We start from the raw sequence: 14,927 nt of genomic DNA on the forward strand, positions 1-14,927 counted from the left end.
GCCCGGCCTCCCGCCGCCGCGGAGCGGACCTCACAGCGTCGCCATCGCGTTGCCCAGGTAGTTCGGCAGCCGCACCAACTGCCCCCAGAGTTTGTCGAGATCGACCGGATAGCTCTCCCGGTAGCGCCGGGTCACGGCCTCGACCTCGGCCCAAGTGGCAGGCATGCGGCCGTCGTTGTAGCGCGGCGCCAACTGGTCGTACAGGGTGGTGCCGGGGCGCAGGAAGAGCTGGTTGAGGCCGAAGTAGCCGGGCAGGTTCGCCGCCCACTCCAGCAACTCCCCGTTCTCGCAGGCGGTGTCCTCGGGCAGGCCGATGAGCATGAAGGCGAACGGCGTGATCCCCGCGTCCTGAAGCTTGCGCACCGCCGCGTCGGTCACCCCGGGCTTGACCCGCTTGCCGACCGGTGTTCCGGCGATCCCCGGGGACTCGGCGCCCAGCCACATGCCCTTGCAGCCGGCCCGCGCCCACTGCTCGACGTCGGTGCGCAGCACCACCTCGGCCCTGCTCTGGCCCGTCCAGCCCACGTCCTGTCCGGCCAGGCCGTGGCACAGGTCCCGGTAGAACGTGGGGTGCAGCCCGAAGACGTAGTCGAGGAAGAACACGAAGTCGACGCCGCGTTCCCGCATCGCCGTGATCTCCGCGAGGGTGCGCTCGACGGCCTGCGGACGCATCCGGGTGCCGAACGGCAGATGGCAGAACGTACAGCCGTAGGTGCAGCCCCGCACCCCCAGCACCATCCCGCAGGAGCCGCGCCGCACCTGCCCGTCCATGAACACCTCGGCGGTGTAGGCGGACAGGTCGAACAGGTCGTAGGCGGGCAACGGCCAGTGATCGGGCGCCAGTTGGGGATAGCTGTCGAGCAGCGGCAGCACCGGCGTCAGGGACCGCCCGGCGATCAGGTCGTGGATCGCCTGGATCGCGGCCGAGTCGACCTCGCCGCGTGCGACGAAGTCGACGCCCAGTTCGCGGCGGGTGGCTTCGGGGAGGTGGGTGGCATGCGGCCCGCAGGCCAGCACGGTCGCCCGCGGCCACTGCCGGCGGACCCGTTCCGCCAGCACCCTGACCGGATGCAGCACGAGCGGATAGCACTGGGCCCGGTCGGCGATGGCCGTGACGACGACCACGATGTCGGGATCCTGGCCGGTGTCGGGCGGGCTGCCGGTGAGACGGTTGTCCCAGACGGACACCCCGATGTCCTCGGCACGCAGCGCCGCGCAGGCGTTGGCCACGTCGAGCGGCAGCTGGAGGAAGTCACGCTCGAACTCGTCGTCGGGGATGGCGAAGCAGACCTGGGTCATGGGGGCTCCCGGGCATAGGTATCGGCGGGTGAAGGCACAGGCAGGGGAGAGGGGCGGGTGCGGGCGTCGAGCCGCCGGACGGCAACTCCGCCGCATCGCGCCGTGGTTGGTGCCGCAGTCCCACCGCGAGCCTATGAAGATCGTCGGCGGCACCCCAGCCCCTACGGCCCCTACGACCCCCTACGGGACCGTCGTCGGCGGCCTCCACCTGGCGGTTAGGGGTCGGTAGGGGCCGTAGGGGCTGGGGCAGCGGTGGACGATCTTCATAGGCTCCCGGCGTGAGAGGGCCCACCACGGTCCGGCTGCGCTTCCCGCCCCGGACTCCCTCCCCCGCCCCCGCACGGGCCGCCGAAGCGCCATCGCGCGATCCGGCCTTGCGCTGCCTACGAGATGAGGTCGAGACAATGACTTTCACCGAACGCGACACCACGAATGTCGCCGTCGAGGACAGCACCGCGACGCACCACGCAGCAGGCCGGTACGAGATCGTCGACGGCCGTATGACACCCGACGACGTCGACGCGACCGTACGCTCGGTGCTGCGCGGGGAGGGGGTGTTACTCCCGTGCCCCACGCCCGGCGACCGCCTGATCGACCTCGACGGCACCGCCGTGCACCTGCGCACCAGGCCGGTCGCCGACCCGGCGCCCGACACCCTCGACGCCGTCCACCCGCCGGCCGGGCGGACCCAGGTGCTGCTCGCCGCCACCGGACCGCTCTCCGCGCGGGCCGAGGACGTCTTCGACCGCGTGGTCGAGGCGCTCACCCTGCGCGGCCGCTGCTACACCGGCGCGGAGATCGACTCCATCGTGCGCGGCATGCCCCTGGTCGCCCGCTACGCCACCGAGGAACCCGCCCTGCGCGACTGGGCGTTGATCTTCCGCGACCACTACGTGGAGAACAGCATCGGCTTCCTGCTCGGCATGGAGCGGGCCGGCATCGACCGGGAGTGGATCTTCGCGCTGAACAAGGGCGACCGGACCCTGCACCGCGACCGCGTCCACGCCTGGTTCCTGGACCGCGGCTACCGCAGCGACACCCTCGACAACTCGGTGATCAACGGCTCGGCCGACACCGAGGCCAAGGCGTACGCCCTCGCCGTCAACGAGCAGGTGGACGAGTTCGTCCGCCGGGCGCACGAGGCGGGCCGCAAGGTGCTGGTGGTCGACGACGGCGGCCTCCTCGCGCAGGGCTACGGAGCCGACGGAGTCCTCGACCAACACATCGACGGCGCCCTGGAGTTGACGGTCAGCGGGCTCAAGCGCATCGCGAACGCGCCCGGTGAACTGACCATCCCGGTACTGAACATGGCCCGCTCGCGCCTCAAGAGCATGCTCGGCTACAACGAGATAGCCGACTCCTGCGTCCGCCGCCTGCGCGCGGTCCTGCCCGGCGAGAAGTTCATCGGCCGCCATGTACTGCTCCTGGGCTACGGCACCCTGGGCGCCCGGGTCGCGCACGCGCTGCGCGCCCTGGGCTGCCGGGTCGCCGTGGTGGACACCGAGATCCTGGCGCTGATCACGGCCGCCGAACACGGCTACGAGACGTACACCTGCGCGGGCGAGGCCCTGAGCGCCCACGCGCCCTTCCTGGTCATCGGCAACACCGGCGAACTCGCCCTGACCCACGAGGACTTGCCCCTGCTGCCCGACGAGGTGTACCTCGCGGGCTTCGCCACCAAGGACTTCAGCCTGCTCAGCGAGGGATTCGAAGGACTGCGGTCCACCACCGTCCCGCACGTCGGTGTCCGTCACACCCTGCCCACCGGCACCACGGCCACCCTGCTGGGCGACGGCCGCTCCCTGAACCTCTTCGAGTACGAGGGGATCGCCAACCGCGGCTACGACGCCTACCGGGCCGGCACCCTGATCGCCGCGAAGACCCTGTGCCGGGAGGCCGGCCGGCTGGGGCCCGGCCTCCATCTGGACCCGGTGGACCGGGCGATCGACGACGCGGGGCTGTTCCACGCCTACTACGAGGAGTACCTGCGCTCCGGCACGCGCCGCGCCGCATCCGCGGCCGTCACGGCCCCGGTGACCCGATGACGTCCCGCGCGTCCGGCACCCACGTCTGTGTCATCGGGTACGGGGCGGCCGGGCGACTCCACCAACGCCTGCTGGGCGACCTCGGGTTCGACGTGAGCGTGGTCGACCCCGCACCCGGCGACCGGTCGAGTGCCGTCCCGGTCGTCGAGCACCCGGAACAGGCCGCCCGCCGACGCCCCGTCGACATCTGGTCGGTGTGCTCGCCGACCGCCACCCATGTGGCCGCGGTCGCGGACGTGCTCGCCGTCGATCCCGCGGCCCGGCTGCTGGTGGAGAAACCGCTGTGCCGTGCCCGGGAGATACCCGAACTGACCGCGCTGCTGGACCGCCACCCCGACGCCCGACTGGTCGTCATGGACCAGTACCGGCACTCTCAGGCGATGGCCCTGCTGCGGACACTACGACGGGAGCTGGCGCCCCGGCACGAACTGCGGGCGCTCCGCGTCGGGTTCGGCAAGGACCGGCGGGCCGACATCGCGGCCGGCCGGTTCGTCGACCACGACTACGGCGTCTTCGGCTACGAATGGCTGCACATGCTGGCCCTGGTACGCGGCGCGCTGCCGACGGGGACGTACGACCGCTACATGGGCACCGGCCCCGGTGAGTACGGCGTCCGGGTGGCGACCGACCCCGAACTGACCAGCACCGCGGCCCACGAGCACGCCGTCGCCGACGGAGTGGACATCGAGCTGTACTCGACCGTGGTCGGCCCCGATCCGTCCGGACAGGTCCCCGTGCCCTCCTGGTTCGACCTGCCTGTCGCGGAGGGGGAGAGCCGCCAGCGCCATGTCGAGGTGCTCGCCGGGCCGGTGCGCTTCGCGCTGGACCTGGACCCGGTGACCCTGCCCCGGGGGACGCGGCTGCCGCGCAACACCCACCGGCTGGCCGTGCAGGGACCGGACCTGCGGCGCGAGTGGCTGATCCACGACTCGCCCCTGGACAACGCCCTGCGCTGGTCCGCCGCCGCGCTGCTGGGCCCGGACGTCCCACCGGGCCTCGACCTGCGCGGTGTGTCCCGCATCGACGCGCTGGCGAGGACCGCCCACCCCTCCGTCCGCTCGTGAGGCGCCCGCCGATGCGCATCCGCCTGGTGGTACCCGCAGACCCGGACGACCGCGGACGCGTCCATGTCCCCCGCCAGGTACTGCGGGCCGCCGCCCGGCTCCGCGCCGACGGCCACGAGATCACCGTCCGGGACCAGCGCCTCCCGGAACCCCGGCCGGACAAGGCGGACCCCGATCTGGTGGTGATCTTCACCGCCGTGACGGGACCCGCCCGGCACTACGCCCCGGACCTCACGTCGGCGCGTGTCACGGCCGAGCGCGCGCGACAGCTCTTCCCGGCCGCCCGGACCATGGCGGTCGGCCCCCACGGCACCCACCTGCCGGGAGCCACCCTGCTGGACCTGAGGGTCGACCATGTCGCCGTCGGTGCCGCCGACTCGGCGGCCGTGCACGGTGTCCGCGACCTCACGGCAGGAACCAGGGCCCCGGTCCTCTACGGCGGTCTGCCCCGCCCGGCCGCCCCGGTGACCGTGGTGGGCAACCACCCCCGGCCCTACCCGGACCTGAGCCGGGACCGGTGGCCGCCACCGGCCTACGACCTGGTGCCGCTGGGGCGCTACACGGCCGAGGTCACCGTGGACGGCCTGCTCCGCACCGCACCGGCGGCCACCGTGTGGGCGGCGTCGTGCCCCACCGCCGAACAGGTCGTCGCCGAGGTCGAGACCCAGCACGCGGCCGGCCTGCCGGAGCTGCTCTTCCTGGACCACGCCTTCGGTGCCGACGCAGCCTTCCACGGGGAGATCCGCGACCGGCTGCGGGGCCGGGGCATCGGCTGGACCGCCCGGACACGGGCCGACATCGTCCTGGCCGCCGATCTCCGCCGGTGGCGCGAGGCGGGCTGCCAGGGCGTGTGGCTGAACTCCCGTGTGCCCGAACGGGATCTCAGGGACGCCGTACTGAGCCTGGACAGAGCAGGGATCACACCGTTCGTGTCCGTACCGGTGGGCCTGCCCGACGACGAAGCCTGCCGCTCGGACCAGTTGGTCGAGCACACGGCACGCATTCCGGCCCGCTTCAGGACACGCCGCTTCACCCCGACCCCCGGCACCCCTGAGTACGCCGATCTCGCCCCCGCTCTCAACGGCGGTACGGCCCCGGCGACTTGGCGGGAGGTGAGGGACGTGACCCGGCGATACCGGGAGGAGTACCCGGCCGACCTCGACGACCAGGAGCGCCGCCTCGCAGCGCTCCCCAACCACCTGGCCGAGGCCCCGGCCACGACCGGAAGAGAGATCTCGTGCTGAACTTCGGAGTGATCGGCTGCGGCTCGATCGGCGGCTTCCTGGCCCGACTGCTGACCCGCGGCGACGACCAACTGGCCGGCCGGGCACGCTTGGCCGCCGTCGCCGGCCGGGACCCGGAGCGCGCCGGGAAACTGGCGGCCGAGGTGGGCTGCGCCGCGACCGACGTGCCGGGACTGCTGGCCCGGGAGGACGTGGACGCCGTACTCGTGTGCACCCCCAGCGGCACGCACGCCCAGGTGGCCGAGGCGGCCCTGCTCGCGGGCAAGCACGTGCTGGTGGAGAAGCCCGTCGACGTACTGCCCCAGGCCGCCGACCGCCTGATCGACACGGCCCGCAGGACCGGGCGGACCCTCGGCGTGGTGTCCCAGCACCGTTTCGACCCCGCGGCCCGGCTGGCTCGTACGGCGATCGAGTCCGGGAAGCTGGGCCGGGTCACCTCGGTCATGACCGAACTGGCCTGGTGGCGCGCCCCCGCCTACTACACCTCCGGCACCTGGCGCGGAACGCCCGACCTGGACGGCGGAGGCGCGTTGATGAACCAGGCGATCCACGCGGTGGACCTGGTGCAGTGGCTGGCGGGACCGGTGGTGGAGGTGACCGCGCACACCGCGCGACTCGCCCACCCCGGCATCGCGGTGGAGGACGTGGCGACGGCCAGCCTCCGCTTCGCCGACGGGGCGTTGGGCACCCTGCTCGCGACCACGGCCGCCTACCCGGGGCGCACCAGCCGGATCGCGGTCAACGGCGACCGGGGCTCCGTCGTCATCGACGACGACGAACTCACCTATCTGCACCTCGCCGAAGAGGGCAACGACGCACCGGTGTACGGGGCGTTCGGCGCCGGCGACCAGTCCGCCGCGCACGCGGCGGCACTGGCGCGGGACCGGACCCGGGACGCCTGCGGCCTGCTGTACCAGCCGCACCGCGACCAGCTCCTGGACTTCTGTGACGCCGTGCGTGACGGGCGGTCGCCGTCCGTGGACGGGAGCGCCGGCCGGCGGGCGGTGGCCGTGGTGACAGCGGTGTACGCGTCCGCCAGGACCGGCGTTCCGCAGCGGGTGCACCCGGAGAACCCGCCTGTCCCGGCGGTCGGCGAGGAATGACCGAGGGAACCGCCCGCCTCGCGCAATGCCGGATGCACGCATGGCGCATTGCGCTCGAAATAGTGTATGCACGTTACAAACAAGTGGCAAAATGCTGAATCGCGGTTCAGTGTCGCCAACTGTCCCGACCTACACTCGGTCACCGATGGTCATGTGTCGGGAACGGACGGTGCGATGCAACTTGAGAACTGTGACTTAGCGGCCATTTCGTTAGGTGTCGTCATCCTGCAAGGAGGTCCGGGAACCGGGAAGACCTTCCTCCTGGAGAAGATGAAGCGAACCGCGGATGAATCCGGTTCCCTTTGCCTCAGTGTCACCGGATTCCGAGACGAACGGGAAATTCCCTTTTCCTCGGTGGAGCAGCTCGTCCATGACCCCGGAGTTCCGGATGCCGTGAAATCGGCGGTCTGGCGGCTCATCAGGCAGGCACGGACCGGAGGGCCGGACACCACCGTCCCCGTCCGGCTCGTGCACGATCTCGCCTCGGCGCTGGTGGCGGCCGCCGGAAGGACCCGGATCGTCGTCCTCGTCGACGACGCCCAGCACATGGACCCGTCCTCGCAGTCGTGCCTGCTCTATCTCGCCCGCCGCGTCCATACCTACGGCATCGCCATGGTGCTGGCCTGTCCGCGCGTCTTCGGCGACGGTACGGGCGATCATCTGGAGTTCGCCGCACTCCCCGGTGCCCGGCTGGTCGAGGCCGCCAACCTGCCGGTGGAGGGGGTGAGAAGCCTGCTGGAGGGCAAGGTCGGCGCCGACGCGGCCCGTGGGCTGGCCGCACCCGTCCACCGGATCAGCGGCGGCAATCCGGCGCTGACCACCGCGCTGGTCCGCGACCTGGCCCCGTCCGCAGCCGCCCGCACCGGCACGAACGTGCCCGTCGGAGACGGTTTCCGCACCACCTACCTGGCCGGTCTGGTCCGCCACCCCTCCCTCGCCAGGACCGTCCAGGCGTGGGCCGTGCTGGGGGACGACGCCACCGCAGCCCGTGCCGCCCGGTTGCTGGAGCGCCGTCCCGGGGAGATCGAGCAGCACCTGTCGGACCTCGAACGCGCGGGCCTGCTGGGAGCCGGCCGCTTCCGGCACCCGACCCTGCCCAACACCGTCCTTGGCGCGGTCGGCGCGGAACTGCCGGCGTTGCACCGGAAGGCCGCCACGCTGCTGCTCGCCGAGGGTGCACCGGCGCTCACCGTCGCCCGACAGCTCGTGGCCGCGGACGAGCGACCCGACCCGTCCCAGGCGCGGCTGCTGCAACACGCAGGGAAACAGCTGCTCGTGGGCGGGCACGTGGACCGCGCGATCGCCTGTCTGCGCCTCGCCGGCCGTGCCGACCTGGGTGACGAGGAGCGCGGCAAGGCCTTGGCCGCGCTGATCGGCGCGTTGTGCTACGTCAATCCGCTGGCGGCTACGGAGGAGGTGGACCGGCTGCTGGCCGCGGCGCGCGCCGGACACGTGGATCGCCGGTCGTTGCAGTTGCTCGTCGCCTGGTTCCTCTGGTTCGGCTGGCGGGACCATGCCCGAGAGGTGATGACCCGTCTGGTTGCGTCTGTCGGACCACCTCAGGGACCGGAGGGGGTCCGAGGGCTCAACGCGCTGATCGGCTGCCTGTGGCCGGACCTGCTGAACGAGCCCTCGATACGCGGCTACTTCCGGGAGGCCGGGGACGTCCCCGCTCTCGTTCCACCGGACGCGCGGGAGCCCGCTCCGGAAGGTGCTGACAACGATGCCACCGGGGCGCGGTCCACTCCGGCCGTGACGGACCCCCGCCGGTTCTGGGGGCTGGACCTCGCGGCCGTGACGGAGGTGTTACAGAAGGGCGAGTTGACCCGCGCCGACCGGCTCTGTGAGGAACAGCGGCGGCGTGCGCCCGTGGCCGGACTCCCCGCGCGCCAGGCGTTCTTCGCGGGCCTGCGTGCCCACATCCGCTGGAACCTGGGAGACTTGCGCACAGCAGTCGCCTGCGCCGCCTCCGCTCTGGCGCTGCTGCCGGACCACAGCTGGGGCGTCACCGTCGGCCTGCCGCTCTCCGCGTTGATCGCCGCGTACACGCTCATGGGAGTTCCGCACCACGCGGCCGGCTACCTGGAACGCCCGGTACCCGACGAGATGTGGGACTCGGCCTTCGGCCCGCTGTACCGGGTCGCCCGCGGCAGCTATCTGCTGGAGACGGGCCGCCCGCGGGAGGCGCTGAACGACTTCGCCGCCTGCGCTCCTCGTGGCGAGGCACAGCATGTGGACCTGCTGGGCCCCCTCGGCTGGCGCGCCCATGCCGCCGAGGCGTATCTGGCCCTCGGCGAGCCGGACCAGGCCCGCGGGATGGCCTTCGCCGAACTGGCGCAGGACGACCGGCCCACCGACGCCCGCGGCCGGGCCCTCCAGATCCTGGCCACGGTCGACGAACCGGCCCTGCGCAGAGCGCGTCTGGAGGAGGCTGAGCACACCCTGCGCAAGGCGGGCAGCAGGCTCTCGCTCGCGAAGGTCCTCGCCCGTCTCAGCCGCGCCGATCTGGAGGAGGGCCGCACACACGCCGCCCGCACCCGCCACAACGAGGCGCTGCACCTGGCCGACGAGTGCGGCGCCCCCCACCGGTCGCTCCGGTCCGCGTCCTCGCTCGACGGGCACGCGGACCCGGCCGAGCCGATCCATCCCGACGTCGACCACCGCCGGACAAGTCCTGGACCCGACTCCGCGGCGACCGACACGACCGCCACCGGCAGCTTGACGGAGGCGGAGTGGCGGGTCGCCTCCCTCGCCGCGACCGGCAGGTCGAACCGACAGATCGCCAGCCGGCTCTTCATCACGGTGAGCACGGTCGAGCAACACCTGACCCGCGTCTACCGCAAGCTCGCGGTCCGCCGACGCGGCGATCTGTCGCTTCTGCTGGGGCTTCAGACCCAGGAGTGAGAACCTCCTCGCATCGCCCGGGAGCCCATCAGGGCCTCAACGTGCGTACGGCGCCACCGAGATCCGGTCGATCAGCGGCGCGTACCGTGAGCGCAGCAGCACCCCGGGGAAGGTCTCCGAGGCGTAGGTCGTGCCGTCGAAATCGGGCAGTTCCTCGGAGCGGAAGGCGATCGTGTTCCGTCCCTTCCTCAAGGTGACCGGCACGGTCAGCTCCCAGAAGTTGTTCTCGTGGAAGGTGTGCGGGAAGCCCACGCGGTGCGCGCCGCCGCCGTTGACGCTGATGTCGGCGTGCCGGGCCAGCGGGTCCGGGTTGTAGTGGGTGGCCTCGGACTGCTCGGGATTGGAGTAGCGCACGCGCAGCGCGTACAGGCCCGCCTTGTCCGCGGTGACCGTGAACGTCGCGGTGTTGCCGTTGCCCGGGTCCCCGCCGACACCGGTGATCGCCGAACCGCCGGTGGCCAGGGACAGCGGCGTGAGCGTGGCCGTGCCCGCGAGTACGGCATCCTGCGCCTCGTAGGTACGCGTCCTGAGCGTGCCCTCGGTCGGGGTGACCGTGAGCCGGTCGACGAGGGTGGGCGACGAACCGCCGGTCACCGTCACCTTGTTGACGCCCCCGGAGAGGGAGACCGTGACGCTGCCGCGGCCCTTGGCCAGGCGCAGCACGTCGTTGCCGTTGACGGCGAGCCGGGCCCCCGAACCCCCGAGCCCGTCGACCCGGAGCGTGGCCTCGCGGTCGGCGGGGGAGTACACCCAGAACGTGGCCGTCTGCCCCTTCGCCAGCCGGACGGCACCCGAACCGGAGGACTTCGGCAGGTCGTAGACGGGCCGGGCGCCGCCGCTCGTCCAGGCCAGTTCGCCCTCGTACACCCGGGTGGCCGCCGAGGCCGACGGCAGGGACAGGGTGAGACGGTCGACGATGGCGTCACCCTTCGTGGCGCGCTTCCCGTCGGCGCTCCTCGCGGCGAGCGTCAGCGTGTGCCGGCCCTTGGTGAGCTTCACCTCGGTGTCCGTGTGGTCCCACACCACCCACTTGTAGCCGAGCGGCAGATACAGCTCCTGTTCGGCGTCCGCCCGGCCGTCCACCCGCAGGAAGACGTTGGTGGGGCCCTGCTCCTTCACCTTGTCGAAGGTGTTCAGGGAGTTGGCGAAGACGCTCAGGTCGTAGGTGCCGTCCTCGGGCACGTCCACCGTGAAGTCGAGGGCGACGTCCGAGCCGGTGCGCAGTCCGCCCACGTCGTAGCCGCCCGAGGTGTAGAACTTCGACACGTTCGAAGTCGAGCCCTCGGGACCGTTCTTGGAGTACCCGGACCCGGTGTGCGCCGCGTCCTCCGCCTCGTACGAGCCCTGCCAGCGCACCGGCGGCGACTGCGTGCTCCTCGTCCGGCCGGCCGGGCTGAGGACGATCTCGTACGCCGAGGACTCCTTGAGCGTGGGCAGGGCGCCGTCGCCGAAGTCGACGACGACCGAGCCGTCCCGCGCCACCTTCAGGTCCCTCTCCGCCAGCAGCTTCGGGCCGGAGTTGTCGCCGACCTGCCCGCTCCAGTCGATCTCCCGCACCCAGGCGTGCACCCGGTCCCCGAAGAGCTTCTTCTGGACGCCCGAGAAGGTGATGTGACCCTTCCCGGTGGAGCCGCCGAAGAGCAGCCGGGCCTGCTTCTTCTTCGGGTCGAGCGTGGCCACGCCCTGCATCGTGTAGTTCTCGCCCGGGAACGGCGGGGTCACCGTCAGCGTGTGCCCACTCATCGAGGCGTACGAATTCAGCAGCCACCACTGGCCGTTGCCGCGGTTGGACTGCACCGCGGAGTCGGAGAGGTTGCCGTCGATGTTCCAGTACGCGATGTCGGCGTCCACCTTGGACTCCTCGATCGCGGACACCCACTGGATCATCTGACCGGGGACGGAGGTGTGGTAGTTGAACGCGTACTCGTTGATGTTGACGGGCAGTCGGGTGCCCTCGCGGTCGGTGCCCCTGAACAACTCCTTCTCCCACGCCCGGTACTTGGCCACGCTCTGGCGCACCGCCTCCGGGTGGCTCAGCTCGTGCCAGGTGACGACGTCCGGGAGCGTGCCCGCGGCCAGGGCGTGGGAGAGGAAGCCCTTGACCTGGTCGTACAGGACGCTGGTGTTGGGACCGGCTATGCGGGCGGCGGGCATCTTCCCCTTGATGAGCCGGTACGCGGAGTCCCACGCGGCGAAGAAGGCGTCCGGGTCGTTCAGCCAGCTGACCTTGTCGTAACTCCACTCGCCGGTCCCGAACATGTTGCCCTCGGGCTCGTTGAACGGCACGAAGACGATGTTGTCCTGGTATTTCTTCGGCAGCTTGAGGACCTGGTCGACCTGCTTGGCCAGCTTCTCCTCGTACAGCCTGAGCTTCTCGGCGGGGGTGTCGCCGGGCCACTCGTACGGGAAGCCGCGGTGGATGTCGGTCATGTAGATGTACACGTCGCCGTCGGTGGAGTCGGCGAGCGGCTTCACCACCTCCAGCGCGTCGGCACCGGGGTGCTGCGGGCCGTCCTGGGCCTTGGTGGAGACCGTGCGCAGCCCCATGCCCTCGATGAGGTTGTTCGTGGGGACGTCCGGTCCGTACACGCCGTAGAGGGTGCCGGAGGCGCCGCCGTGGAACGCGCCGGTGTCCGAGCCCAGATCGACGGTGAGCTGGCCCTCGCGGACCACGGTGACCGTCGCCTTCACCGCGCGCCCGGCCGCGGTGCCGGCCACCGTGAACGTCCCCGGCACGGCGTACTTCCCGGACGGTACGGCGTCCCAGGCGACCGCGGTGTCACGGTCGTAGCCGTCGGAGAAGGAGGCGCGGACCGCGGCCGGGAGGGAGGGGGCCGTGCCGGTCGTCGTACGGACGTCGAAGGAGGACCGCGAGAGGTCCTTGAGGGTGGGGAGCGTCCCGACCGTGTCCGCCACCTGCTCGGGGCTGAGCGCCGAGTGCCAGACCGTGAAGTCGTCGATCGCGCCCTTGAGCAGCGGGTCCGGGTAGAAGGACTTCCCGATGTAGCCGGCGGCCGTGGCCGAACCGTCCAGCAGCTCCCTGGCCTTGACGCCGGTCTCGGCGGAGGAGACCGGCACGCCGTCGAGGTAGGTGGTGACCCGGCGGGCCGTGGTGTCCAGGGTGACGGTGACGGTCCGCCAGCCGTCGGCGGGCAGCGGGGCGTACCCGGAGACCTGGGCCTCCGCGCCCCCTCCGCCGGTGGTCACGGCGGTGCGCAGCACACTGCCGTTGGAGGGCGTGGTGAACAGGTACTCGGTGGTGTCGGTGCCCAGGTCGAAGATCCGCTGCCAGGACGACTGGTCGCCGCTCCACTTCACCCGGGCCGAAACGGTCAGGTCGCTCGCGTCGCCGAGCACCTCGCGGGGCAGCCGGACGTACGCGCCGTCGGAGGTGGCGGCCCCGCCGGGCAGGGCCAGTGCCCTGCCGTCGTCGGTGCCCGCGACCGACTGCGCGGTGGAGCCGTTCACCAGGGTCGCCGTCAGGCCGTTGCCGGAGCTGTCGGTGATCCTCCCGGACGCGAGGTCGTCCTGGTCGAAGGTGTAGTGGGCGGCGGGCCCGGGTGTCTCGGCCGCCCGCGCCGGGACGGCGGGTGCGGCCAGCAGGCCCGCGCCGAGGGCCAGCGCCAGGGCGGCCGGGGCGCGGCGGCGCGTGGATCTGTCAGCGGATGGCATGGATCGCGTCCTCAATCCTTGGGGTCGACGGTGATCGAACCGGTTCGACAATGCGGCGTCATGCGGCGCCGGACATGGCTGGGCGGTGGGGGAGATCGGCGCCGTCCGCCCGGGGAAGGGCGGACCGGGGCTCACGGGAGACGGAAGGATCACTTCATCGAACCGGTTCGGGGAAGCTAGCACCGGGACCTCCGGCCAGCAATCCCCCCGGCACAAGCTTTCGGACGGCCGGGTCAAGAGCGTAAAAGTCCGGCCGGAGGTGTTGACAGGCGTCGGGGCAGTTCCTAACTTCACTTCACGCGAACCGGTTCGACAACCGGTCGTGAGCGAACCGGTTCGACGAAGGAGCGCCCGTGAACATCGGTGAGATCGCCCGGCGGGCCGGTGTGTCGCGGAGCACCGTGTCCTACGCGCTCAGCGGCAAGCGCCCCGTCTCGGACGACACCCGCCGCAAGATCCAGGAGGTCATCGACGAGCTGGGCTACCGCCCCAACGCCAGCGCCCGCGCCCTGGCCAACGGCCGCACCAGCACCATCGGCCTGGTCTTCCCGCCGGCCGGCAACCACTACACCGGGATGCAGCTGGACTTCATCGGCAGCGTGGTCGAGGCCGCCGCGGCCTACGACTACGACGTACTGCTCTCCCCGAGCGGAGTGGACAGCGACCGCTCCTTCCAGCGGCTGCTGGGGGAGCGGCGGGTCGACGGCGCGATCCTCATGGAGATCAGACTGGCGGACGACCGGGCCGACCACCTGGCCGCGCTCGGCTTCCCCTCCGTCGCCATCGGCCGCACCGCCCACCCCGAGGGCAGCTGGTGGGTCGGCCTGGACCACACCGCGCTCGCGGCCGCCTGCGTCCACCACCTGGCGGACCTCGGCCACCGCCGGGTCGCCTTCGTCAACCGCCCCCAGCAACTGCTGCGGGCCGGCTACGAGTCGGCGCAGCGCGGCCTCGACGGCTTCACCAAGGCCGCCGCCGAACGCGGGCTGACCGTGCGGACGTACTGCTGCGGGGACGACGCGCCCTCGGGCCAGGCGTGTCTGGAGCAGATTCTGCACGACGACCCCGCCACCACTGCCCTGGTCACCCTGAACGAGGCGGCCCTGGGCGGCCTCTACCGGGGGCTAGCCCAGGCCGGCCGTCATGTACCGCGCGACTTCTCCGTCACCGGGGTCGTGGCCGCGCGCTGGGCGGAGACCATGACCCCGCAGCTCACCGCGGCGGACGTACCGGCGGAGGACATGGGCCGCCGGGCCGTCGACCTGCTGGTGGAGCGGCTCGACCACCCCGACGCGCCGCCCCGGCACCACCTCCTCACCCCGCCGATCTCACTGCGGGCCAGCACCGGGCCCGCCGGAAGCCCCGCCGGCACGGGCACCACGGCCTGACCGCACCGGCCCACGCGGATCACCTGATCCGACCTGACCTGACCCGACCTCACCTCACCGGACACCCGGACCGCTCGACAGGGCCGTTCGCCGTGCCCGCGCCTCCTCACCGACCCGTGCCCTCGGCACCCCATGCCCTCGGCGCACCCCATGCCGTCGGCGCGCCCCATGCCCTCGGCACCCGCATGCCCAGAACAAAGGACCTCCC

8 protein-coding genes are annotated in these 14,927 nt (G+C 71.9%); 6 read left to right on the forward strand and 2 right to left on the reverse strand.

Annotated elements, in window-relative coordinates; translation table 11 throughout:
• Positions 1 to 30 precede the first annotated feature (30 nt).
• Positions 31 to 1,299, reverse strand: coding sequence for a radical SAM protein (locus G3I78_RS30565; RefSeq protein ID WP_164430414.1), 1,269 nt, complete (start codon positions 1,297 to 1,299; stop codon positions 31 to 33).
• A 404-nt stretch (positions 1,300 to 1,703) separates the two neighbouring features.
• Between G3I78_RS30565 and G3I78_RS30570 the strand changes: the two genes are divergently transcribed.
• From G3I78_RS30570 to G3I78_RS30590, 5 genes are all read left to right on the forward strand, one after another.
• Positions 1,704 to 3,344 carry a hypothetical protein gene (locus G3I78_RS30570; protein WP_164430416.1) on the forward strand — a complete coding sequence of 547 codons (1,641 nt, stop codon included), beginning with the start codon at positions 1,704 to 1,706 and terminating at the stop codon, positions 3,342 to 3,344.
• Positions 3,341 to 4,408: a Gfo/Idh/MocA family oxidoreductase gene (locus G3I78_RS30575; RefSeq protein WP_164430418.1), complete on the forward strand. Its 1,068-nt coding sequence runs from the start codon at positions 3,341 to 3,343 to the stop codon at positions 4,406 to 4,408. Before G3I78_RS30570 ends, G3I78_RS30575 begins: the two co-directional genes overlap by 4 nt.
• A gap of 11 nt (positions 4,409 to 4,419) precedes the next feature.
• Entirely contained in the window at positions 4,420 to 5,652 is a 1,233-nt protein-coding gene (locus tag G3I78_RS30580; protein ID WP_203615762.1) for a radical SAM protein, read from the forward strand.
• A complete protein-coding gene (locus G3I78_RS30585) occupies positions 5,646 to 6,755 on the forward strand; it encodes a Gfo/Idh/MocA family oxidoreductase (RefSeq protein WP_164430422.1) in 1,110 nt (369 codons plus the stop codon). The genes G3I78_RS30580 and G3I78_RS30585 overlap by 7 nt, the downstream gene beginning before the upstream one ends.
• A gap of 174 nt (positions 6,756 to 6,929) precedes the next feature.
• On the forward strand, positions 6,930 to 9,659 hold the full coding sequence (locus G3I78_RS30590; RefSeq protein ID WP_164430424.1) for a LuxR C-terminal-related transcriptional regulator: 2,730 nt from the start codon (positions 6,930 to 6,932) through the stop codon (positions 9,657 to 9,659).
• Positions 9,660 to 9,695: 36 nt separating this feature from the next.
• Here G3I78_RS30590 and G3I78_RS30595 read toward each other — a convergent pair whose 3' ends face one another.
• Positions 9,696 to 13,331, reverse strand: coding sequence for a LamG-like jellyroll fold domain-containing protein (locus G3I78_RS30595; RefSeq protein WP_164430426.1), 3,636 nt, complete (start codon positions 13,329 to 13,331; stop codon positions 9,696 to 9,698).
• A gap of 353 nt (positions 13,332 to 13,684) precedes the next feature.
• On the opposite strand from G3I78_RS30595, the gene G3I78_RS30600 reads away from it, so the two are divergent.
• Positions 13,685 to 14,719: a LacI family DNA-binding transcriptional regulator gene (locus G3I78_RS30600; RefSeq protein WP_164430429.1), complete on the forward strand. Its 1,035-nt coding sequence runs from the start codon at positions 13,685 to 13,687 to the stop codon at positions 14,717 to 14,719.
• Positions 14,720 to 14,927: the final 208 nt, after the last annotated feature.

The organism is Streptomyces sp. SID13726, from assembly GCF_010548375.1.
GTDB lineage: Bacteria > Actinomycetota > Actinomycetes > Streptomycetales > Streptomycetaceae > Streptomyces.

Coding starts and splice junctions, on each gene's coding strand:
- G3I78_RS30565 (WP_164430414.1), bottom strand. CDS start 1,299: ATGACCCAGGTCTGCTTCGCCATCCCCGACGACGAGTTCGAGCGTGAC.
- G3I78_RS30570 (WP_164430416.1), top strand. CDS start 1,704: ATGACTTTCACCGAACGCGACACCACGAATGTCGCCGTCGAGGACAGC.
- G3I78_RS30575 (WP_164430418.1), top strand. CDS start 3,341: ATGACGTCCCGCGCGTCCGGCACCCACGTCTGTGTCATCGGGTACGGG.
- G3I78_RS30580 (WP_203615762.1), top strand. CDS start 4,420: ATGCGCATCCGCCTGGTGGTACCCGCAGACCCGGACGACCGCGGACGC.
- G3I78_RS30590 (WP_164430424.1), top strand. CDS start 6,930: ATGCAACTTGAGAACTGTGACTTAGCGGCCATTTCGTTAGGTGTCGTC.
- G3I78_RS30595 (WP_164430426.1), bottom strand. CDS start 13,331: ATGCCATCCGCTGACAGATCCACGCGCCGCCGCGCCCCGGCCGCCCTG.